Source organism: Rugamonas sp. FW305-51 (assembly GCF_058786935.1).
In genome coordinates this window covers 42793-66004 of the sequence record NZ_JBYSZG010000001.1, presented here as the reverse complement: position 1 = coordinate 66004, position 23212 = coordinate 42793, and the positions used below count along the sequence as shown (strand labels likewise).

General features: G+C 59.6%; 20 protein-coding genes. 8 read left to right on the top strand and 12 right to left on the bottom strand.

Annotated features, from left to right (window positions below):
* Positions 1-180 precede the first annotated feature (180 nt).
* A complete protein-coding gene (locus AC3WOS_RS00275) occupies positions 181-2499 on the bottom strand; it encodes a PAS domain S-box protein (RefSeq protein WP_492713702.1) in 2319 nt (772 codons plus the stop codon).
* Between the two features lie 193 nt (positions 2500-2692).
* On the bottom strand, positions 2693-3595 hold the full coding sequence (locus tag AC3WOS_RS00270) for a LysR substrate-binding domain-containing protein (RefSeq protein ID WP_492713700.1): 903 nt from the start codon (positions 3593-3595) through the stop codon (positions 2693-2695).
* A 299-nt stretch (positions 3596-3894) separates the two neighbouring features.
* Between AC3WOS_RS00270 and AC3WOS_RS00265 the strand changes: the two genes are divergently transcribed.
* The 5 genes from AC3WOS_RS00265 to AC3WOS_RS00245 all read left to right on the top strand — a co-directional run bounded on the left by AC3WOS_RS00265 (position 3895) and on the right by AC3WOS_RS00245 (position 12518).
* Complete coding sequence (locus AC3WOS_RS00265; RefSeq protein ID WP_492713699.1) at positions 3895-5580, top strand: DUF1302 domain-containing protein; 1686 nt, start codon at positions 3895-3897, stop codon at positions 5578-5580.
* A 20-nt stretch (positions 5581-5600) separates the two neighbouring features.
* Positions 5601-6959 carry a DUF1329 domain-containing protein gene (locus AC3WOS_RS00260; protein WP_492713697.1) on the top strand — a complete coding sequence of 453 codons (1359 nt, stop codon included), beginning with the start codon at positions 5601-5603 and terminating at the stop codon, positions 6957-6959.
* A 259-nt stretch (positions 6960-7218) separates the two neighbouring features.
* Positions 7219-8355 (top strand): WD40/YVTN/BNR-like repeat-containing protein, encoded by a 1137-nt coding sequence (locus AC3WOS_RS00255; RefSeq protein WP_492713696.1) that lies wholly within the window; start codon positions 7219-7221, stop codon positions 8353-8355.
* Complete coding sequence (locus AC3WOS_RS00250) at positions 8352-10778, top strand: efflux RND transporter permease subunit (protein ID WP_492713694.1); 2427 nt, start codon at positions 8352-8354, stop codon at positions 10776-10778. Before AC3WOS_RS00255 ends, AC3WOS_RS00250 begins: the two co-directional genes overlap by 4 nt.
* A gap of 72 nt (positions 10779-10850) precedes the next feature.
* On the top strand, positions 10851-12518 hold the full coding sequence (locus AC3WOS_RS00245; RefSeq protein WP_492713693.1) for a sigma 54-interacting transcriptional regulator: 1668 nt from the start codon (positions 10851-10853) through the stop codon (positions 12516-12518).
* A 144-nt stretch (positions 12519-12662) separates the two neighbouring features.
* On the opposite strand, the gene AC3WOS_RS00240 is transcribed toward AC3WOS_RS00245, so the two are convergent.
* From AC3WOS_RS00240 to AC3WOS_RS00210, 7 genes are all read right to left on the bottom strand, one after another.
* Positions 12663-13298: a hypothetical protein gene (locus AC3WOS_RS00240; RefSeq protein WP_492713691.1), complete on the bottom strand. Its 636-nt coding sequence runs from the start codon at positions 13296-13298 to the stop codon at positions 12663-12665.
* Between the two features lie 97 nt (positions 13299-13395).
* Positions 13396-13836, bottom strand: coding sequence for a hypothetical protein (locus tag AC3WOS_RS00235; protein ID WP_492713689.1), 441 nt, complete (start codon positions 13834-13836; stop codon positions 13396-13398).
* 490 nt (positions 13837-14326) lie between these two features.
* Positions 14327-15136 (bottom strand): DUF5677 domain-containing protein, encoded by an 810-nt coding sequence (locus tag AC3WOS_RS00230; protein WP_492713687.1) that lies wholly within the window; start codon positions 15134-15136, stop codon positions 14327-14329.
* Between the two features lie 316 nt (positions 15137-15452).
* Entirely contained in the window at positions 15453-15707 is a 255-nt protein-coding gene (locus AC3WOS_RS00225; RefSeq protein WP_492713685.1) for a hypothetical protein, read from the bottom strand.
* A gap of 53 nt (positions 15708-15760) precedes the next feature.
* A complete protein-coding gene (locus tag AC3WOS_RS00220) occupies positions 15761-16300 on the bottom strand; it encodes a hypothetical protein (protein ID WP_492713683.1) in 540 nt (179 codons plus the stop codon).
* Positions 16301-16421: 121 nt separating this feature from the next.
* A complete protein-coding gene (locus AC3WOS_RS00215; RefSeq protein WP_492713681.1) occupies positions 16422-17444 on the bottom strand; it encodes a hypothetical protein in 1023 nt (340 codons plus the stop codon).
* A 433-nt stretch (positions 17445-17877) separates the two neighbouring features.
* A protein-coding gene (locus AC3WOS_RS00210; protein ID WP_492713679.1) for an IS3 family transposase occupies positions 17878-19055 on the bottom strand; the annotation gives its coding sequence in 2 pieces (ribosomal slippage) (positions 17878-18809 and positions 18809-19055; 1179 coding nt in all).
* Positions 19056-19420: 365 nt separating this feature from the next.
* Here AC3WOS_RS00210 and AC3WOS_RS00205 point away from each other — a divergent pair.
* Positions 19421-20470: a threonine ammonia-lyase gene (locus AC3WOS_RS00205; RefSeq protein WP_492713677.1), complete on the top strand. Its 1050-nt coding sequence runs from the start codon at positions 19421-19423 to the stop codon at positions 20468-20470.
* A gap of 103 nt (positions 20471-20573) precedes the next feature.
* Here AC3WOS_RS00205 and AC3WOS_RS00200 read toward each other — a convergent pair whose 3' ends face one another.
* The 3 genes from AC3WOS_RS00200 to AC3WOS_RS00190 form a co-directional block, all read right to left on the bottom strand.
* Positions 20574-20852, bottom strand: coding sequence for a hypothetical protein (locus AC3WOS_RS00200; protein ID WP_492713675.1), 279 nt, complete (start codon positions 20850-20852; stop codon positions 20574-20576).
* Between the two features lie 177 nt (positions 20853-21029).
* On the bottom strand, positions 21030-21782 hold the full coding sequence (locus AC3WOS_RS00195; protein ID WP_492713673.1) for a hypothetical protein: 753 nt from the start codon (positions 21780-21782) through the stop codon (positions 21030-21032).
* Between the two features lie 126 nt (positions 21783-21908).
* On the bottom strand, positions 21909-22400 hold the full coding sequence (locus tag AC3WOS_RS00190) for a VOC family protein (RefSeq protein WP_492713671.1): 492 nt from the start codon (positions 22398-22400) through the stop codon (positions 21909-21911).
* A gap of 325 nt (positions 22401-22725) precedes the next feature.
* Here AC3WOS_RS00190 and AC3WOS_RS00185 point away from each other — a divergent pair, with 325 nt between their 5' ends.
* Both AC3WOS_RS00185 and AC3WOS_RS00180 read left to right on the top strand, forming a co-directional pair.
* Positions 22726-22860, top strand: a complete 135-nt coding sequence (locus AC3WOS_RS00185; RefSeq protein ID WP_492713669.1) for a hypothetical protein — start codon at positions 22726-22728, stop codon at positions 22858-22860.
* Positions 22861-22882: 22 nt separating this feature from the next.
* Positions 22883-23203 carry a 2Fe-2S iron-sulfur cluster binding domain-containing protein gene (locus AC3WOS_RS00180; RefSeq protein WP_492714003.1) on the top strand — a complete coding sequence of 107 codons (321 nt, stop codon included), beginning with the start codon at positions 22883-22885 and terminating at the stop codon, positions 23201-23203.
* The last annotated feature ends 9 nt before the right edge of the window (positions 23204-23212 follow it).

The following is a 23212-nucleotide window of genomic DNA, read 5'->3' as shown; positions in this document are numbered from 1 at the left end:
AATCGGTCAGGAGTTATGCGTTTAGGCAATTTCTCTCATCACGACAAACAATTGGATTTTGTTTCTGCAATGCAGCATCATTCACCTGTCTCCTCTATTCTCCTCCAAGGAAATAGATTCAGCCCGCTCCTGTAGCGGGCTTTTTTTTGCTTCGAAAAATGGGGACGTACCCCTTTTTTGCTAATACGGCGGTCCATCCTTTGAGGCCGCGAGCGCGTCGTTGATCGTTTCCAGCAGCAAGTTGAGGTCGATCGGTTTGGTCAGGTATCGGAAGAAGCCGGTGGCCATGCCCTGTTTGACGTCGCGCTGCATCGCGTTGGCGGTCAGGGCGATGACGGGGATATGCGCCGTCCTCGCGTCCGCCCGCAAGATCCGCTTGGCCTCTATGCCGCTGATGCCCGGCAGGTTGATGTCCATCAGGATCACGTCGGGCTGGCGGGTCTGCGCCAGCGCAATGCCTTCGGTCGCATTGGATGCGGCCAACAACTCCAGCTCGGGATGGAACCCGACGATCTGCTCGACCAGTTGCAGGCTGGCTGGATTGTCCTCGATATACAGTATCGTCGTTGGCCGTGACGCCACCGGCGTGTCCGGCACGACCACGTCCACGTCGGGCTCGGCCGCCACGGCTACCGTGGGCGCCGTCTCCAGCACGTCCAGTTCGATCCAGAAGATGCAGCCGGCGCCCTGGGTGCTGCTCACGCCCAGGCTGCCATCCATCAGCTCGACCAGCCGCTTGGTGACCACCAGTCCGATACCAGTGCCTTCCTCGGCGCCGCCTTCCTGGCCCAGCCGGTTGAACGGTTGGAACAGCGCCGTGAGCTGCTCCTGGCTCAGGCCGTTGCCGGTATCCTGCACCGAGATCCGCACCCGGCCCGCGGCGCCGGGCACGACATCGAGCACCACGGCGCCGCCCTTGTGGTTGTATTTGATGGCGTTCGAGAGCAGGTTCAGGACGATTTGCTTGAGCCTGGTATGGTCGGCCCGCACGGCAATCGCTGTGCTTTCCGGGTAGAGCATGCGGATACTGCGTCGCGCTGCCTGTTCCTTGACCATGGCCGCCACATCGGCCAGCAATGGCGTCAGCAGTACCGGTTCGAGCGACAGGCTCATGCTGCCCGACTCGATCTTGGCCAAATCGAGGATCTCGTCGATCAGGGCCAGCAGGTGGCGGCCGGCCGACACGATGTTGTGCACGAAGATATGTTTCTGCTCGACGGTAGACGGCAGCGCTTCATTGGCCAGTAGTTGCGAAAAGCCGAGTATGGCATTCAGCGGCGTGCGCAGCTCATGCGACATGCTGGTAAGGAAGCGGTCCTTGGCCTGATTGGCCCGTTCCAGTTCCAGCTTTTGTCGCTCCAGCGCATGCCTTTGTTCGTGGATGGCCAGTTCGGTCCGCTTGCGGTCGCTGATGTCGCGGATGGCCGATGAGACCAGCACGCCGTCTTCGGTTTCCAGCGGCGACAGGCTGATTTCGACCGGGAACTCGGAGCCGTCCCGGCGCAAGCCAAACAGTTCCAGGCCGGCGCCCATGGAACGGGGCCGGGGCTGGTCGAAGAAGCCGCGGCGGAATTGTGGGTGCTTGGTGTGGAAGCGGGCCGGGATCAGGACTTCGATCTTCTTGCCAAGTAACTCGGTGCGCGGGTGGCCGAACAGGATCTCGGTCTGCGAATTGACCAACACGATTTCGCCAGCCTGGTTGACGATGACGATCGCATCGGGCGCCGACTCGAGCAGCCCGCGGAATTTCTGCTCGGCCTTCTTGCGCTCGCTGACGTCGCGGATGGCGCTGATAACGAAGGCGCCGGCCTCGGTCTGGATCGGCGACAGACTGATCTCGACCGGGAATTCGGCGCGATCCTTGCGCCTGCCGTGCAGCTCCAGTCCGGCGCCCATGGTGCGCGTGCGCGGCTGGTCGAAATAGCGCGAGCGGTGGCCCACGTGCGCGTGCTGGAACCGCTCCGGCAGCAGGATCTCGATACGCTGTCCGTCCAGTTCGCGCGGCGCATAGCCGAACAGGCGCTCGGCCTGGGCGTTGGCCAGCACGATGGTGCCGGTGGGGTTGGTGACGATGATGCTGTCGGGCGTGGACTCGAATACGCTGCGGAATTTCACGTCCATCAGCTGGGCGTCGCGCGCCGCTTTCAGCTGCGTCATATCCTTGGTGCTGGAGATGATATGCGATATCCGGCGCTCGGCATCGACGGTGGTGGCGCTGGACGCATCGACGTAAATCAAGCCGCCATCCTTCTTCCTGCGCAGCATTTCGTAGTCGCAGGAACCGCTCGCCATGAGTTTGCGATCAATCTCCCTGTCCGCTTCGACCTGGTCGGGCAGGGAAATCAAGCTGCGCAAGTCGTTGCCGACAGCCTCCTCGCTGCTGTAGCCGAAGATGCGTTCCGCACCGTTGGTCCAGCGCACCACGACAAAGTCCGGCGTGGTGACGATCACCCCGCCGGGCGCATTGGTCAGGATGAGTTGATCGAGGTCTGCTCCCATACGGTCTCCACGAGTACCGATTCCGCGCCAATACGCGAGGATCGCTGGCCCCAAAAAGTTACTTTAGGCCTTAAAGGTGGGGGCGTCAACGCGGCCGGAAAATGGACTGCAAGCCCGGGAATAAAAGGCCACGCGCTACGCACGCATGCAAGTTGCGTGGCAGAACCCGTTGGTGGGAGCGCACCTTTTCCGCTTATTTTTGGTATCCGGCGTGCTCGCCATGCGTGCGCACGATCGCCAGGAAGGCCGCCAGGATCGGCGACACGTCGTCCTGCCGGTAAATGCAGCTGAGATCGACCACGGCGTGCGGCGCGTTTTGCAACGGCCGGTAGACCACGCCCGGCAGGTGCAGGCTGGTGGCCGACGCCGGCACCAGGGCCAGCCCGAAGCCACTGGCCACCAGGGCCACGCCGGTGACGGAGTCGCCCGCTTCCTGGGAAACGTTGGGCAGGAAGCCTTCCTGGCGGCACAGTTCCATCACCCGGTCGCTGAAATTGGGCTTCACACCGGTGGGGAACAGGACCATCGGGTGGTCCTTCAGCGCCGCCAGCGCGATGGCTTGTTGCGCCGCCATGGCATGGCCTTCCGGCATCGCCACCAGCAGGGGCTCGGTCTGGACCAGTTCGATGCGCAGGTCGGCCACAGGCTCCAGCATGCGGTTGAAACCGATGGTGATGCGGTGTTGGCGCAGGGCCTCGATCTGCTCCGTCTTGTTCAGGGTGTGCAGCACGATATTGACGTCCGGGTAGGCCGTCCGGAACCGCAGCAGCAGTTTCGGGATCGTATCGAGGATGCCGGAACCGAAGATGCCCACGTCGATCCGCCCCAGCTTGCCCTGGCCGGCGCGCTGGGTGCGTTCGACGGCCTGTTCCACCAGCGACTGGATGTTCAGCGATTCCTGCAGCAGCAATTCCCCCGCCTGGGTCAGCGTGACGCCCTTGGCCGTGCGCTCGAACAGGGGGGCGCCGATTTCCTCTTCCAATTGCTGGATCTGGCGCGTCAACGGCGGTTGCGAAATGTTCAATGCCAGCGCGGCACGGCCGAAGTTCAGTTCCTGGGCGACGGCGATGAAATATTTGATTTGACGAAAATTCACTTCAACCTCGGCAAGTGTAGGGCAGGGCGTGCGTGGCTGCGCAGCGACGGGGGGACCTTGCACGCCGACCGCGCCGCGCTGCCGCGACCCGCCATTTTATGCGCATTTAAGAATGACGGGCAGTGAGTCATACCTTTTTCGTATTGAGTTGACGCCGAGAAGGCATTGGACGCTCATTTTCGTGCGTCTTACCATGCAAAAAGTCCTGAAGTTTCGGGCCGGCACAGGCGCTTCCCGCGCCGCGTGCCGGGGCTGCGAATGCATTTGGGAACGATAAAAAAGACTTTAACGGAGACGACATGAGCAACAGAAACGCAGTATCTGCGGGCGGCGTCGCAGTCATGACGAGCATCGCCATCATGATGCAGATGGGCCAGGCGCGCGCGGCAACCATCGAAACGGGGCAACCGGACCTGAAGGTACGCTGGGATAACACCTTCAAGTATTCCGCCGCCTTCCGCGTAAAGGACGCCAGCCAGGACGTGGCCGCCTCATATGCCAATCCCAACGTGGATGCTGGCGACCTGAGCCTGGACAAGGGGCTGATCAACAACCGCGTGGACTGGCTGACGGAACTCGATGTCTCCTACCAGGGCCTGGGCGCCCGCGTGTCGGCCGCCGCCTGGTACGACACGGTCTACAACAAGAGCAGCAACGACTTTCCCACCACGATCCCGTTCCCCAACACGGCCGGCGCGCTGGCGGGCGGCCCCAACAATGTGTACACCCCGGCGGCCAAGCGGCTCATGGGCCGCAAGGCGGAACTGGCCGACGCCTTCATTTACGGCAGCACCGATATCGGCGACAGCATGGGTTTGAGCGGCCGCATCGGCCGCCACACCCAGCTCTACGGCGAAACCCTGTTCCTGGGCGCGAACGGCATCGCCTACGCCCAAGGGCCGGTGGACCTGATCAAGCTGTACTCGCTGCCTGGCGTGCAGTTCAAGGAGATTGCACTGCCGGTGGGCCAGGTCTCGGGCAACCTGCAGATCAATTCCGACCTGTCCATCGGTGCCTACTACCAGTACCAGTGGCGCCCGCTGCGCCTGCCGGCCGCCGGCAGCTTTTTCAGTCCCGCCGATTTCGTCGGCGACGGCGCCGACCTGTTGCTCACGCCCGTGGGCGGCGCGGCCAGCCGTGCGCCCGACCTCAAGGGCCGCGATTCGGGCCAGTTTGGCGCCCGCATCAAGTTCAAGGTGCCGGGCAGCGACGTCGAATACGGCGTGTACGCGGCAAAGTATGACGACAAGGCGCCCATTCCCGTGCTGACCGTGACCGATCCGGGCGCCTACAAGGGCGGCAGCTATCGCCTGATGTATGCGCAAAACGTGAAGGTGTACGGCGCCAGCTTCTCGACGCTGGTGGGCGAAACCAACGTGGGCGGCGAAATGTCGACCCGGCGCGATACGCCGCTGGCGCCGCTGGGCGACCTGGTCATCAATTTCGACCCTACTGCCGACAACAAGCGCAATTCGCCTTACGCGGTCGGCAACAGCCTGCACGCCAACCTGTCCGCCATCACCGTGCTGCCTGCCAGCGCGATATGGGACGCCGGCAGCTTCGTGGGCGAGCTGGCGTTCAACCGTTTGCTGAGCGTGACGCGCAACCCGGTCAATCCCATGTTCGCCAACGGCGTGCTGAATACCACCCACACCCGCGACGCCTGGGCCATGCGCATGGTGTTCCAGCCTGAATACTTCCAGGTCGTGTCGGGCCTGGATCTGCAGGTGCCGCTTGGTATCGGCTATGGCATCGCCGGCCGTTCGGCCGTGTTCCAGGTCGCGCCGGAGCATGGCGGCGACCTCAGCGTTGGCATCAACCTGGACTACAAGAAGACCTGGCGCGCCGGCCTGCAGTACACCCACTACATCGGCGCGGCGGGACCGGCGCCGTCGCTGAACGCGGCCACCAACACCCAGGCCAGCTACCAGCAGTACTACAAGGACCGGGACTTCGTGACCCTGTCGGTACAGCGCACCTTCTAATTATCTAGCCGGAGACACACATGCATACCCAACCCAAGCTGCTCGCCATGGTCGCCATGGTCACCATCCTTGCCGCCGGCAAGCCGGCGCTGGCCGCCGTGCCCGCCGATGAAGCGGCCAAACTGAACACGGTCCTGACGCCGCTGGGCGCCGAGAAGGCCGCCAACAAAGACGGCACCATCCCCGCCTGGACGGGCGGCCTGACCAAGGCGCCGGCCGGCGCCATGCACGGCGACCTGCCGGTCGATCTGTTCCCGGGCGAGAAGCCGCTGCTGCAGGTGACGGTGAAAAACGCCGCCCAGTACACCGCCAAGCTGAGCGAAGGCACCCGCGCGCTGCTGGCCAAATACCCGGACAGCTTCCGGCTCGACGTCTATCCCACCCACCGCACGGCCGCCGCGCCGCAACTGGTGTATGAGCGCACGCTGAAAAACGCCTCCAGCTGCAAGCTGGCCGAGGGCGGCGGTACGGTCGAAGGCTGCTTCGGCGGCATTCCCTTCCCGGTGCCCAAGAGCGGCGCGGAAGTGATCTGGAACTACCTGCTGCGGGTGGAGCCGGAATCGGTGGCCTACGCCTTCCGCAACGTGGTGGGCTCGGCCGACGGTTCGGTGACGCTGGCCACGCGCAACGACATCTGGTTCCAGTATCCCTACTATCAGAAAGACGGCAGCGCGGACAAGTGGTCGGGCGAATACTTCCTGCAGCGCTTCATCACGACGGCGCCGCCGTTCAAGGCCGGCGAATCGCTGGTGCTGCGCGACTCCATCAACGCCAAGGAACCGCGCCAGGCGTGGCAGTACCTGGTGGGCCAGCGCCGCGTGCGCCGTGCGCCGACGGTGGGTTACGACACGCCCGATTTCGTGGCCTCCGGCGCCAACTATTTCGACGAAGTGCAGGGCTTCTTCGGCCAGCCCGACCGCTTCCAGTGGAAGCTGATCGGCAAGCAGGAGCTGTACATCCCCTACAACAATAACAACCTGGTCAACGCCAAGCTGGACGATGCGCTGGGCAAGCACCACTACAACCCGGACAAGCTGCGCTGGGAGCTGCACCGCGTGTGGGTGGTGGAGGCGACTGTCGCGCCGGGCAAGCGTCACGCCGTGCCCAAGCGCCGCTACTACTTCGATGAAGACAGCTGGCTGCTGGCGCTGGTGGACGGCTTTGACGCGGAAGGCAAACTGTGGCGCACCTCGCAGATGACGCCGTTCGCGGCGCCGTCCGTGCCGGCCAACCTGGTCAAGCCGGTGCTGGTGTTCAACCTGCAGGCGGGCACCATGAGCGGCGTCCAGCTGCTTAACGACGAAGCGTTCCATATCGTGCCACGCAAGCCGGAGAAGTTCTTCACCGGCGACGCCGTCGCGGCGGAAGCGGCGCGCTGAGCATACCGGCGGCCTGGCTGCGGGGCTGCGATGAGCGGTCCCGCGCCGTTCCCCGCTACTGAATTTGGCTCTGTCACGGTGAAGTGCTGACGCCAGCACGTCGTTCCCTTCACAGGGAGTTTGCCTGGCTGCGTCCGCATGGGTTCCCGCCTGTGCGGGGACGACGAGTTTCTGTTCGCACCGAGCGGTGACATTGCCTGAGTTTTAGCCGCAGCGCTGGCCTTCCGGCCGGCTGCGGTTCATCGGATTGAGTACCATCATGTCATATAGTCGAAATCACAGTATCGCCGCGGCCTGCCTTGCCTGCGGCCTCCTGGCTGCCGTTGCAGCCGTTACCGCCGCCACCGCCGCCACCGCCACTGCCGCCGCCACGGCGCCCACCGGCGTCGATCTGCTGGCGCGGGCGGCGGTTATCAAACAACATCCCGAATCGTCTGTCATGCTGGGCGTTGCCAGCGCAGGCGGACATCTGGTTGCCGTCGGCGAGCGCGGCATCATCCTGCTGTCGGATGACCAGGGCAACAGCTGGCGCCAGGCGCCGGTGCCGGTCAGCGTCGCGCTGACGGCGGTGCACTTCCCCGATCCACAGCATGGCTGGGCCGTGGGCCACGGCGGTGTCGTGCTGGCCACCAGCGATGGTGGCGCCACCTGGCGCAAACAGCTGGACGGCTTGCAGGCGGCGCAGATCGAACTGGCCAGCGCGCGCGAGCGCGCCGCGCAGGACGGCGAGGCGGGCAGCGCGCGCCTGCACGATGCGGAACGCCTGCTGGCGGAAGGCGCGGACAAGCCCCTGCTGGACGTCTATTTCAGCGACGCGCAGCACGGCATGGCGGTCGGCGCCTACGGCATGGCCTTCGCCACCGCCGACGGCGGCGCCACCTGGACCTCGCTGCGGGGCCAGATCGACAATGCGCGCGGCCATCACCTGTACCGGATTTATGCCGAGGGCAGGGCGCTTTACCTGGCCGGCGAACAGGGCGCGCTGTATCGCTCCGACGACGGCATCGGAGCCTTCCACGAAATCAAGACGCCCTACGCGGGCAGCTACTTCGGCATGGTGGCCGGCCGCCACGGCGAGCTGATGGCGTTCGGCCTGCGCGGCAACGCCTATCGCTCGACCGACCGCGGCGTCAACTGGCAGAAGGTCGAAACCGGCCTGCCGATCACGCTGACGGCAGGCCAGCGCCTCGCCTCCGGCCAGATCGTGCTAGTGGACGAGACGGGACGGGTATTGAAAAGCCAGGACGACGGGGCGAGCTTTACCCCCGTGCCGCTCGCACAGCGGGCCGCATTCACTGGCGTCGCGCAGTCCGCCGACGGCAGCCTGGTGTTATCGGGCATGCGGGGCATGGTACGCATCGCGGCCGCAACTGTTACTGGAGAAGGTAAAAAATGAGCCACGGTCCTATATCCAACGACGAACCGGTGATCCGGGACTTGCGCGACTTTGATGCGCGCTCCGGCACGCTGGTGGAACGCTTGCTGTTCAATAACCGGCTGGCGATTGCCGTGCTGTGCCTGATCGTGACGGCGCTGCTGGGCTACCAGGCGCTGGGCTTGACGCTCAATGCCGCCTTCGAAAAGATGATACCGACGCGCCATCCCTACATCGTCAACTACCTTGCCAACAAGGCCCAGATCGCGGGCCTGGGCAATTCGCTGCGGATCGCGGTCGAAGTGGACAAGGGCACCATCTTCGATGCCGACTATCTGGAAACGGTGCGCAAGATCACGGACGAAGTGTTTCTCTATCCCGGTGTCGACCGGCCGTACATGAAGTCGCTGTGGACGCCGTCCGTGCGCTGGACGGGTGTGACGGAGGACGGCCTCGATGGCGGCCCCGTCATCCCCGATACCTATGACGGTTCGCCCGGTAGCCTGGACCAGGTGCGGGTCAACGTCGAGCGGTCGGGCGAAATCGGCTTGCTGGTGGCCGCCAACTACCGTTCCAGCATCATCCTGCTGCCGCTGCAGGAGAAGGTGGCGGAGACGGGCAAGGCGATCGACTATCACGACCTGTCGGGCCGGCTGGAACAGCTGCGCGCCAAGTACGAGACGCGCAACATCCACATCCACATCACGGGCTTTGCCAAGGTGGTAGGCGACCTGCTCGACGGCATGCGCGAAGTGCTGGCGTTCTTCGCCATCGCCATCGCCATCTGCGCCGGCGTGCTGTACTGGCATACCCGTTGCGCCCGCAGCACGCTGCTGGTTGTGCTGTGCTCGCTGGTGGCCGTCATCTGGCTGCTGGGCCTGCTGCCTACGCTGGGCCTGGGGCTCGATCCGTATTCCGTGCTGGTGCCGTTCCTCGTGTTTGCCATCGGCATGAGCCATGGCGCCCAGAAGATGAACGGCATCATGCAGGATATCGGCCGCGGCACGCACAAACTGATTGCGGCGCGCTACACCTTCCGCCGCCTGTTCCTGGCCGGCATGACGGCGCTGCTGGCCGATGCGGTGGGCTTCGCCGTGCTGCTGGTGATCGATATCCAGGTCATCAAGGAACTGGCCCTTGCCGCCAGCCTGGGCGTGGCCGTGCTGATCTTCACCAACCTCGTGCTGCTGCCCATCCTGCTGTCGTTCACCGGCGTGAGCGCCACGGCGGCCAGCCGCAGCCTCGTGGCCGAACAGAGCGACGAAGCGGACAAGCATCCGTTCTGGGTGTTTCTCGACCTGTTCACGCAGCGCAAGTGGGCCGGCATTGCCATCGCGGCCAGTGTGGTGCTGGGCGGGGCGGGCTTCCTGGTCAGCACCCAGCTGAAGATAGGCGACACCGACCCCGGCGCGCCGGAATTGCGCCCCGACTCGCGCTACAACCGCGACAACGCGTTCATGGTGTCCAACTATGCCGCCAGCAGCGACACCTACGTGGTCATGGTCAAGACGCCGCAATTCTACTGCGCCCACTACGACACCCTGCAGCTGGTGGACGACCTGGAGTCGCGCCTGCAGCAGCTGCCGGGCGTGGAGGCCACCAATTCCCTGGCCGCGCTGGCCAAGCAGGCGGCGGCCGGCATGAACGAGGGCAGCATGAAGTGGTACGAGATTCCCCGTTCGCAGAACATGCTGAACTCGATCATCACCCGCGCCCCGCGCGAGCTGTTCAACCAGAACTGCGACCTGCTGACGGTCTACGTATATCTGAAAGACCACAAGGCCGATACCCTGAGCCGCGTGGTCGACAGCGTGGAGGCGTTTGCGCGGACCCATGACAATGGCCAGATCCGCTTCCTGTCCGCCGCCGGCAACGCGGGGATCGAGGCGGCCACCAACATCGTCGTCAAGCGCGCCAATTCGCAGATCCTGCTGCTGGTGTATGCGGCTGTGATCGTGCTGTCGTTCGTCACCTTCCGCTCCTGGCGCGCCGTGGTGTGCGCCGTGCTGCCGCTGATGTTGACCTCTGTGCTGTGCGAGGCGCTGATGGTGGCCCTGCATATCGGCGTCAAGGTGGCGACCTTGCCTGTGATCGCGCTGGGTGTCGGCATCGGCGTCGACTACGCACTGTACGTGATGACCGTGACGCTGGGACAGATGCGCACCGGCATGAGCCTGTCGCAAGCCTACTACCGCGCGCTGCTGTTCACGGGCAAGGTGGTGGTGCTGACGGGCGTAACGCTGGGCATCGCCGTGGCGACCTGGGCCTTTTCCCCCATCAAGTTCCAGGCCGACATGGGCATCTTGCTGGCGTTCATGTTTGTCTGGAATATGCTGGGTACGCTGATCCTGCTGCCGGCGCTGGCGCACTACCTGTTGCGTCCCGCAAAGCTGGCAACACAAGCTGTGCCGGCGGCGCAACGGCCGGCCCCGGCGGTGGCCTGAGTCCGGTGGAACATGGCAAGAAAGCGGTTTTCTGCGTTAAAGTAGGGTAACTATTAAACCAGAATGCGAGACATGGGAAAAGACAAGGCGCTCAGCGAGGTGTTCCACCTCCGATCGCGCCTGCGGTTCGATACCGCCAACGGCAATATCTGGCTCGACGAGAGCCGGATGATGCTGCTGCACACGCGTGCCTTCGGCGCCCTGCGCAAGGAATTGTTCGATTCGCTGGGCGTGGAACGGGCGCGCGGCCTGCTGGTGCGGATGGGCTTTGTGGCCGGGCAGCAGGATGGCGAACTGGCCAAGAAAATGGCCGGCGACCGTCCGCTGGCCGACATCTTCCTGCTAGGGCCGGAACTGCACGGGCTGGAAGGGGTGGTCAAGACCCGGACCGTGCGCTGCGACCTGGATTTCGAGCATGGTAATTTCTACGGCGAATTCACGCTCGATAATTCCTGGGAGGCCGAATCTCACCTGCAGACCTTTGGCGTGGACAAGGAACATGCGTGCTGGAGCGTCATCGGCTATGCGTCCGGTTACGTGACGGCGTTCATGAACAGGCTGATCGTCTTCCGCGAGACGGCCTGCCACGCCTGCGGCGAAGCGCGATGCTACATGGTGGGCAAGAATGCCGAGGAATGGGACGAGGATTACCTGCGCTACTTCCATCCCGAGAACATTGCCGAACAGATGATAGAGCTGCAGCAGCAAGTAACGCAGCTGCGCGCCACCCTGTGTTCGGCACGGGGAACGGACAGCCTGGTGGGCGATTCCGCCGCGTTCAAGGCGGCCTTCTCGCTGTTGCAGAAAGCGGCGCAGAGCCCGATCAACGTGCTGCTGCTGGGCGAGACGGGCGTGGGCAAGGAGCGCTTCGCCCGCTGGCTGCATGAGAATGGGCCGCGGGCCGACAAGCCTTTTATCGCCGTCAACTGTGCCGCCATACCGCATGATTTGATCGAGGCGGAACTGTTCGGCGTGACCAAGGGTGCGTACACGGGCGCCGAGCAGTCACGTCCCGGACGGTTTGAACGAGCCCATGGCGGCACCTTGTTCCTGGACGAGATCGGCGACCTGGCGCCGGCCGCGCAAGTCAAACTGCTGCGCGTGCTGCAGACGGGCGAAGTGGAGCGGCTGGGCGACGACCATGCGCGCAAGGTCGACGTGCGGCTGGTGTCGGCCACCAACGTCAACCTGCAGCAGGCCATCAGTACCGGCAAGTTCCGGGCCGACCTCTATTATCGGCTGGCGACGTATCCCGTCACCATACCGCCGTTGCGGGAACGGCCGACCGACCTGCCGCTGCTGGTCGCCTCGTTTATCGACAAGTTCAGCGCGCTTTATCCCAAGAAGGTGCTGGGCGTGACGGAGCGTGCGATGCAGATGCTGAGCCAGTATGCGTGGCCAGGCAATATCCGCGAACTGGAAAACGTCATCGAACGGGGCGTGTTGCTGGTGCCGCCGGGCGGGCGCATCGAAGCGAGCCATCTGTTTGCCGAGCAGCAGCAGTTCGTGCAGGAGGGGGAGGGGATAGACCTGGAGGGGCACTTGCCGGAGCGCAGTGCCGCCAGGGAGCAGGGTCTTTGCGAGGAGTTGCTGGGGCCGGACTTCAACCTTATCGCCCATGAAAACGCGCTGGTCGATCTCGCCGTCAAGAAAGCCAATGGCAACCTGAGCCAGGCTGCGCGGCTGCTGGGTATTACACGGCGGCAGCTTGCCTATAAGTTCAATCGCAGCGGGGATTGATCTGAGGTACTGCTAACTTGAACCGGTGCATGGTATCAGGTTACAGGCTGTTTCCGCCCCATTGCAGAACTAACGTATTCATTGAAATGTTCAACGTAACTACTCGTCGGCGCCGTAAGGCGTCCGTTGTAATTGATGGAGCAGTTAAGAACAGTGCGCGGAGAAAATGAGAAGTATTTTGCAGCCCTCGTAAAAATGTAGTCTCATTTTGCACTGTTCCCTTGTGCCGATAACTTGATAGGTGAAAACCTTTGAGTTCGCGCCATAAAAGGGAATGTCATTGAACTCAAGATGAGTCTCTTCGATGGCGGCAAGGCGAAGGGGTTCAGCGTCACGATCTTGATCGGTCACTCGTGAAAGAAACTCAGGGAACCATCCCAGGTCTCCACGCCATTTGGTTCCAAAATGGGCAAAATACAAGCCATGCGCGAGATGTCCGACGAATAAATCCAGGCGATCAATTTCCACCATGAAGCCGAGTCGATCATTAATCTCAATAGCGCAATCGCCGAACCTGCGAAGCATGCTTGGATTTCGCGCGTTTTGCCGCCTTATCTGTCTTCTAAAATGTTCCCTTCCGATTTCATTGATTTGATCACAGCCAGCCAAGACGTTCAAAAAGTACTGATCCTCAGTTGATTTTTCGGAGTTATGATTTATGCAGGACGGAACTGTTATCAGGTCTTTTCGATAGTCGACTCCAGCAGGCAGATCTTTCTTCTTTGGGAAGATGCACCTCGGCGGCACGTGCTCGTCACTAACGGCGATTTGGTCACACATGTAGCACTTTGTCTCAGTTTTCATCGAATCGTTCATTTGGCCCAACGTTCAAGCTCACTGGCGGCCAGCGGTGGTCAGTGGAGCGAATCACTAGCCATTATGGCTTAGCAAACCCTTTGATGTCCGGGCGTAAAACTGGGCGACAAAAACCAACAAGCGCCTCCCGCTCAATTAACGCGGCTGGTGCATGCCATGTCTCAGGCTTAGAATCAAGGTGGTTTTCAAAAATGGCCTGTACTTGCTTGACATCGAACTTTGACAAACAATCTCCGAGCCAGCTGTCATAACTCCGATGGTTGTAGTAGTCCGGGGACTCTGCTAGCATTTCGGACCTAAGCAAAACTCCGGAAACGCCAAACGACTCAGCCATAATCCCATCCAATGATCCTACAAACCAAAGTTCGCGCTGTTCAGTAGACATACTTCTGTACTTTGTTCCTGTCACAACACCAAGTAATACGCCGTCGCCTGCATTTGATGGAGTGGATATGAGCATTGCCGCGAGTAGTCCGACAATCGATATCAATGGAAATTTCATAGATTTCCGCATGAACTTGCCTTTATTCAGATGATTGGCGTTTGAATTCACTGCTCTGCGCGGCTTTTCGCGCAGACCCGGCCGAACGAGAGGTTAGGAATTTTTCGAATATGCCGCAGATGTTTTCATGGTCTATAACCGTTACAGTGTCTGCTTCGGTAAAAATGAGGTGTGGAAGTGCTGCCAGGTCGGAAAAATAGTTGTGCACACCTCGAAAACTACAGCGTGCGGAAACGAACTTAATATCTTCATCATTAATGTATCCGTATCGATCAAGGTCTCGCCCGCATTGTAACTGCGGACGACTCTACGAATAGCAAAGATATCAACTTCCGGAGCTGGCATAGATTCGCACCCAACGTGTTGCAGACACCCAAAAGGTGTAATTTATCTTGCCGAGCCGCTGAATTTTATCATGTGAGTGCCTCATTTGGTATTAGGTATCATTGACATAGCGAACTCCAGCATACACTAACACTCCAATGTGAGGCTATTTTAAATTTGGCTCACTCAAACCATTAGATTCAAACAGCTGCACCAATTTCAAGAACGTAACCTGGTAAGAGTCGTCGTTGCTTCCCAGCATTTTCCTCACTTCCGCCAAAAAATCCCACAAGGCGCTTCTCCACCTAAAGGAGCTGTGGTTCAAAGCATCCTGTAGAATCATCGACGACGCCAATATAGTATTTGTAATGACCGAGATATTTGATGGGAAATTGTGTGCGGGCTCCAACTTTGTTATGGTGTAGAAATCCTCCTCTCCGTCATTCGCCATTGGGTGTACGTGCATTGATGCGTAGTCATACGCATATTTGTATAAAAAGTCCATCCCCATGTCCTTAGCAACGGATTCAGCCTTTGGTCGCTTCCAAGTTGGTTTATTCTTTTCTAGTTCCCTAATCCGCTTCTTCTGTTCATCGCTAAGCTCATATATCCAGCCAACAGCCTGATGCTTGAATAAATCGTCGCTTTTGACTCGATTTTGCGCTTTGTACTGTTCAAAGAATGACCAATCATCAAATTTGGAGAACTCGTCATTAACACCGAGGCTATGGATGTGAAACATCCTGTCTATTAAGGCGCGATGCACAACCCACGCATTTTGGAAGTCGCTAACATCCCAAAGTGCGAAGACGCCTCTCAGGGTAATGGCGGAACGAGCGACAAAGTTTCTGATAATGATATTTTTTGTGTCGCAGTGGTACCGCGCAAACGAAAATAGTACCATACCACTTACTGCATACAATGCATCTGCAGCTTCCCTATAGGCCTCTAGAGTTCGGTGGGATTGTTTGGGCATGCCTTTTTGATTACCCTACGCGATATAAATTGAAGATTGGAAATATAGCATGAGAAGATTGCGATATACTAATCTTCCAGCCAGTAAAGCCATAGTTTCCCCTATGAGGAAGCATGGTTCTACTTTCTAGAAAGTTAGTAGCACTGGCCTATTTGGTAGTAAGTCTCACTCCATCGCTGCCTTTGCTATCTCATTATGCGTACACTCAGCATTAACAAACCGACAAACCCCGCGTACCGCCAGCCCCAAGCATTGGGAAACCTGGTTAAGTTTGAATGGCTGCTTCTAGCCGGATCGAGTCGTTCGCCTCAATTCCCTATTCATTGACATGCCGAACGACGTTGACTGATATGCCAACTTCAGCATCCGGGTTTGAATTTCCAAAGTCGATACTTACATCCAATGGCAAATTGCTGGCTTGCGCGATTTCCAGCTCAGCCGCTGCCTTCAACAAAAATTCACCGATAGCACGCAGCTCTTCAGGTGTCCCCTGAAGGTCTACGTCAACGATAGTCACCGGAAGAATTCCACCATCTTCGTCGGGTTCTTCTGGCCAGCCAACGATACGCATTCGATTTCCTGATTAGTGCAACGACTGCTACTGGCCGGATTCTGCCTGTGGTATCAAGCGTGAAGCTTACCAACAGGTTGGGGCTCTTGCCGCAAGATGTCGGAGTCGACCTCCCTGTTAGATGCATATTTCTTCGTGCTGGTCTTCAGCAGGTCCGGAAATCTTTTCTGAATGGAGCGCTCGGCGTTCTCAAAATCGGCCACCGTTAGGCTGACACATGCAATGGTCTTGCCCGCCAGCGATGCGTACGTTGAGAGCCGAATCGCACCGGTTTTCGTCGGATCGTATAAGTGCTGGTGTGGACGCGCACCCAATTGCTTGTCTTTGCCCCAATAGATGGGGTACAGATCGCCCTCGATTGGTCGGAAGTCGTTTAACTCTTGAATGCGATTCAATCGCCGGCCCTTCGCTTCCTCGAAGAGTTTATGCCTCTCTTCGTCGGTAAGTCGAGCGGCAAATCCGTAGACAGCGCCGGGAAACAGCACAGTATTATTTTCCAGAAGCGTGAACTCACCGGCGGCCGGGACTTCGGCGATCCCTGTTTCCTGGAGAACTTGGCGCATTGCGTTGAGTAAGCGAACGTGGCTGTTCATATAGTCTAATGTGTTACTTATCGAGAATTTCCAATATAACATGACCGGCTGTGGTACGGGATTAGCCCACCATCAAAGCAAGCCCTTATACCACCTTGTCCAACGAAATCGCCATCACAGGTTAAGTCACTTTCACCGCCCGTTGTTCAGCAGCGGCCGCGCGGAGCCAATTAACAGCGCAGATTCGATACAACCTTAAAAGAGTCCGATGCTGTTCGCGTTCTTCAAAGTTATCCCACGATCCAACAGTAGGACTATATAAGTCGTCGTGCATCAACTTCCCTTTATGCAATAAGGCGGAACGTGTGCTGTAAATTTTGTTAAAGACTTTCTTATACTCGCTAAGAAGCTGCTTAGGGTTGCCGGCTCCGTATTGAAGGCAGAACTCTAAGAATTTTCTTACTACGCGATAGCGTTCTTGACCGCATGCCTCGCATCGCTCAGTTTTATGTCCCCTGTGGTTGTAGTCGATTAATGTCTCAAGTGCCGACACGGCCGAAGCAAACGAAAGACTCGAGTAGTATTGCCAAAGATCATTCGCCTGACGGAACAATAAGCAGGCCGAGAGAAATGCCTTTGATGCTTCAGCGTTAAGCGAAATAGCATCCGCCAGCAGGTCGTTTATCAAATCCGGCAAGTCCAACTCATGTCCAGCCATCAATCCAAGACGTGCATAATACTCGCGGAAGTTCGTAAGCTGAATACCTTGGAGCTTGGATTGAGAGAATGCGTCAATGCTAGGGCCGATCTCGCGCAGAATGTATGATTCCATCCCCCATTGCGGCAGTGGGAACGGATCCTCGAGTCGATCGCTTTCTGGCCAAAACCATGTGGATCGTTGTTTTGGCAACACCAATTTAAAGGTGGTCAATGTGGTAAGCCACAGAAGCACGTGATTGATCCGATCGACTCGACGCTTTTGATTGATCCAGTCCGACTCGATATAGCCAGCCTCCACATAGCTTCCCAGATCGGTCGCTGTGTACTTCACCTCTATGATGAATGGATAGGTTGCCTCAATATGATTTGTTGTCGGCGATCCTGCCGGAACTGGAAAGATTTGAAACTCGTTATCAAATCTAAATATACCAGTTACAGGTGCGGAGGACAATGCGATCGCCCGCGCGTAGGCTGGGTACTCCATAATTCGCTTCCCCATAGGAGGTGTTTTCTCAGGACAGCAGTCCTACTCAACTTAGAAATCCGTGTGTTGCCCCACAAACGAAATCCGAGGCACTCAGGCACAATAGCCTCTCCATTCAAACTGACTGCTGTTGACCGAACTCAGCCGACGGCGTTCAGGATAGCAGCTCGCTCATCTGCAAAACTCACGAAATCCCACACTCCAGGCGGAAGCCGCCCCAAAGCCGCCATTAATACCGGCTCATCCAACTCCTTGGCGCGCAATTCGATGGTTATAAAGATGCCGGCACGGAGACGATCCATCCCGTCGAAAGAACCGCGCAGGCATGGGCCAAACGCCCTATGAAGATGTCCGGAACATCATTATTGTCCACGTGCTCTATTTGTCGCGCACCTCGCCCATCTTGGAGTTTTTGATTGAAGGATTGCGGTGGTCAAGTAAATTCGGACACAACAATAGGTTCGTTTTCTGCCATTTTCCGTTCATAGACGGCGGGCGGCAAATTGCCCAATGCTGAATTGATGCGCTTGCAGTTGTAGAAGCCAACAATGTAGTCGGTGATGTCCGCTTTGGCCTCAGCATGGTTGGCGTATTGGCGTTGCCAAACACGTTCCATCTTGAGGTTCAGGAAGAAGCGCTCGGCGACAGCGTTATCCCAGCAGTTTCCTTTGCGGCTCATGCTGCAAACGAAACCGTGTTGTTTGAGCAGATCCTGGTACAGCTCGCTGGCGTACTGGCTGCCGCGATCTGAATGGACAATCAACCCTGGCGCTGGCCGACGGTGCGTGATTGCCATCTTCAAAGCGTCACAAACGAGCTTGGCGGGCATGCTCGGCGCCATGGCCCAGCCGATCACTTTGCGGGCATAGAGGTCCAGCACGATGGCGAGATATAGCCATCCGGCCCCGGTGCGAATGTAGGTGATGTCGGTGACATACGCGATGTTCGGCGCGGTCGGATTGAAGCGCCGATCGAGCACGTTGGCAGCGACTGGCATGTCGTGCTTGCTGTCGGTGGTATGGACGAATTTTCGCTTCCAGACCGGCTTCAAAGCGGCCTTGCGCATCAGGCCGCGCACCTTGTGGCGCCCGATGGCAAAGCCCGCGTCGGCCATGGCCGTCACCAGCCGCCGGCAGCCGTAGCTCTGCTGGCTTGCCAGGAAAGCGGCCTTCAAATGAACGCTGGCTTTGCATACCGACGGCTTGGCAGAACGCCGCTGCGCCTCGTAATAACCGGATCGGCTGACGGCGAGGACGCGACAACTATGCTTGACCGGGATGGCCTCCTTTTGCCGTTGACGAACCAGCTGGTAGCTCATTTCATTTCGCGGGCAAAGAAGGACGAAGCTTTTTTTAAGATGGTGACATCCCGTCGGAGTTGCTGGTTTTCCAGCTCCAATTGACGGATGCGCTGCTGGTCCGCCGTCAGCGGCTTGCCGATGCCGGGCTGGCCGTTCTGCTCAGCGCTGTACTGGGCCAGCCAGCGGCGGATCGCCGTCGGGCCAATGCTCATGCTCTCGCTGACGTTCTGGACGCTCAGGCCTTGTTCTGTGACCATCCGAACAACTTCCAGCTTCAGACTGGGATCGAATGTTTTACGCTTTCTTGTCATGCACTTCTCCTCGGGTGGTGAATTTTCCACCTATCGAGGTGTCCGGGCAAATTAGACCACAGCATACAGCGCTTGGTGCTATCGCACTACTTACGCATCGAAACACTTGCCACGTAGCTGCTTTTTTGGCATGATTGAACGCATGAATTTGCACATGCCCTCCGTTTCGAACCGCAGCAGCGTCGCTTCCGGCGTTGGCGCTGCCCCGTTCGCCGGTGGCGCCAAGCCTGCTTTCCGCCTTCCCGCCGTCTCCATTATCCGAATTATTCAGGGTCGCTGAGCTGCGGCGCTGCCGGTGCTCGGCGCCCCCAGACTCCGACGCGACCCCGGTCGCATCCCTTTGTCTATTCAATGGAGAAATACCCATGCCTACCCATACGCCGAGCGCACCATCCCACGCCTATCCATCGCTGGGCCAGATCCACGCCACCGCCGACCGTCTGGCCGGGAAAATCCTGCACACGCCGGTCTGGCGCTGGCAAACCGGCATCATCGAAGAAGAATTCAAGGGCGCCGGCGAAGTCTGGCTCAAGCTTGAGTTGTTTCAAAAGACAGGAACCTTCAAATTACGCGGCGCCCTCAACTGCATCGAGGCGCTCGACGCGGCGGCGCGGCGGCGCGGCGTGGTCGCCGTCAGCGCAGGCAACCATGCGATCGCCGTGGCCTACACCGCGCGCCTGGCCGGTTGCAGCGCCAAGGTCGTTATGCCACGGCACGCCAGCCCGGCGCGCATCGCCGCCTGCCGCGCGCTGGGCGCGGACGTGGTGTTGATGCCCGATGTGCACCAGGCTTTCGCGCGCGGACGCGAGATCGAACGCGACGAGGCACGCAGCATGCTGCATCCGTTTGACGGGCCACTGACCGCGCAAGGCACCGCGACCGTCGGACTGGAGCTAATGGCACAGGTGCCGGGGCTGGACGCGGTGGTGGTGCCGGTCGGCGGCGGCGGCCTGTGCGCCGGCATCGCCGCCGCCGTCAAGCAGATCAACCCCGCCTGTGCCGTCTACGGTGTGGAACCGTTCGGTGCCGACGCGCTGTACCGCAGTTTCCAGTCGGGCGCGCCGGAAACATTGGAGCGGGTCGACACTGTCGCCGACAGCCTGGGCGCGCCATACGCGATGGCCTACAGCTTTGGCGTGTGCCGGCGCTTCGTCGACGACGTGGTGCGGGTGACGGACGACGAGATTTGTCGCGCGATGCTGACTTTGTTCCGCGACGCCAAGCTGGTGACGGAGCCGGCCGCGGCGGTGGCGACAGCGGCGTTGTTTGGGCCGCTGCGCGACAGGCTGGCGGGCAAGCGGGTCGCGTTGATCGTGTGCGGCTCGAATATCGATGCGACGCGTTTCGCTGAACTACTGTGCCGGGGCGCCCACGTGCGTGATCAAGAGAAATCAGTGCTCCAAATCGAGGCGTGACGGACGCCCACTGGCGCGCCGGCGCCGGTGGCTGGCGAAATCCACGCAATATCACAAGCGGCACAGGGCCATCATGTAACCACCGCCGAGGACAAAGGCTGTCCTAATGCCCGCGAGTTCGCTTGTTGTGGGGATCTGCGATAGCTGGTTTGGGCTCTGCGGGAGGGTGGCGAACCACGACAACGGACTCGTCCGGCTCGAACCAGAATTCACCGTGGGGGCCTTCGAGATGGCCGGTAATCAGCTGAATCAGTCCATCCACCGAATTGATTTGGGTGATAGCTTCCCAGGCGTAGGTTGGGTGTTTGCCGGTGCCAAGGCCGTTGTAGATAATATCGCCGATCCTGGCGTTGCCAGCGGCTACAGTAATTCTGGTTGTCATGCCGAATTCACTCCTAAACCGTCCGCAGCCCGATTGCGGCCCTTACTTAGATCATGCGCCCCTTCGATCATTCCCGCTACGGTATTTCGCTCCGTCCGTTCCTGACCGTTACCGGATGCGAGGTGATGGGCGCGGATGGGATCACGTTCAGCTTGTTGATTTTGCCTGGGACGTTCATTAGTGTTCCCGCACGTCCATTAGTATCGTTGCTGGCGGTGGCGGCATGAGTGGCACGCCATCCGGCCCCAGCCCGACCGGATCGGCCGGCGGCTCATTCAATCGGGCCGGGATCGACTTGGGCAACGACGCCGCCAAGGCAAAAAGCTGCGCCCGTTTCTTTTCAAGTTCGACGTTCGCATCTAGCCAGATTTCATAGTAGCGCCGGCCTTCGTTCCAGCTCAGTACCGAGACGGCCTTGTCCTGGCCCGCTTGCAGTACCACCAGGCGGGCTGGCAAGTCATTGACGCGTTCAGGTTCATCCTTGGGTAGCCGATAAGAATGCGTGCCGTCGGCGGACATGTCATGTTCAAAGAGCGTTACCGTATGGCCGTCGGGCATACGGAAACTTCGATAGAGCCGCGATTGTTTGTTCGATACGGCTTCGGCCAGTGCCCCCATACTCGTGAAGGAACTGAACGGTGTTCCGGCCAACTCAACGGGACGGAATTCAAGTCCGGCGGTTGCCGCATCCAGTGATCGCAGCTGTGAGCTGACGTCGTAACGTGCAAGGTTGCTTTCGCAGACCGTCAGATAACCGGTACGCGCGACCTCTTCAGCCTGCTGGGCTTCAAACTTGGCGAACATGGGCGAGCCGGGAGGCGGCCCGAGTCCGCATGCCGGCCCGTTGGTCGACTGCGCGGTGGAAAGCAAGGCATAGCCGCAGGCTGCAATCGCAATGGCGCCTGCCCACATCAATCGTTTATATCGCATAGCCGATCCAATTGAATTTAAATTTGGTCACTATTGCGTATATTATAACTTTTGTGCGCTCCGAGTCGAGCTGCGGCGATGCACACACGTTCAACGACCGGGCGGTCGAAATGCCATTGCTTGAATTTAGCCGGCCTTGGCCTCGCCGCGCACTGCCGCTTCTATCCTCGCGACGTCGATTTTCTGCATCTTCATCATCGCGTCGAAGGCGCGCTTGGCCACTTCACCGCCCTGTGTCATGGCGTCGGTCAGCACGCGCGGCGTGATCTGCCACGACAAGCCCCATTTGTCCTTGCACCAGCCGCACGCGCTCGCCGCGCCGCCGTTGTTGATGATCGCGTCCCAGTAACGGTCGGTTTCCGCCTGGTCATCGGTCGCGATCTGGAATGAGAACGCCTCGTTGTGCTTGAAGATGCTCCCGCCATTGAGGCCCAGGCACGGTATGCCAATCACCGTGAATTCGACCGTCAGAATGTTACCCGCCTTACCGCCCGGGAAATCGGACGGCGCCCGGTGTATCGCCCCGACCGAGCTGTCGGGGAAGGTGCGTGCATAAAAATGTGCGGCTTCTTCCGCATCGTGGTCGTACCACAGGCAGATTGTATTCTTCGCCATCATTGCTCTCCTTTGTCGTTTGCCTAGCAAGGGAAATGCCGCGCTCCGCGGCTCGAAATCCAACTAAAACAGCCGTCGGCCATAGCTTACTCCTGTTGGCTTTTAGGCAGCATTCCCTTTGAACGGGTTTGACAAATTTGTCCAATGCCGGTTTTTCGTTTGACCAAATTGTCGAGTACGGCCAGGGCCGTTTCAGGTGCTGGTATTGTGTTCTCCTTTTAAATCAATGGCTTAGATTGTGGCATGGGGCTTGCTATATAGCTTGAAAAAGACATGCGATCTTTTTCTGCCGGCAGCAGCCGGCAACCCGATATCACAGGAGACAGCCATGAAACAAGCAGCCCATCTGCGGCCTGGCAGCACCGCGCCAGCCTTGTCCAGCACGCCCCATGCCGGCTACGGCCAGGCGGCGTCATCCACTCCATCGTCCCGGCGCCGGCCGCGCTCACCCACCCCTATCTGACGGCAGGGAGGCGATCGTGACGATGTTCAACATCACGGTATCTGAAACCCGGGAAGTCTTTTCCTGCCCCGACGACAAGTCGGTGCTGGAAGGGATGGTCCGGCTGGGCCGGCGCGGGATTCCGCTCGGCTGCCGCGGCGGCGCTTGCGGTGTATGCAAGGTGGAGGTGCTGTCCGGCCGCTACGTGCAAAAGCCGATGAGCCGCTGCCACGTCGATGCGGACGACGAACGCGAGGGCAGGGTGCTCGCATGCCGCATTTCCCCCAGTACCGACCTCGAAATCCGCGTGGTCGGCAACATGAAGCGCGCAGTACTGAGTCAGGCCGCCCCCAAGCAGGCTTGACCCGGCAAT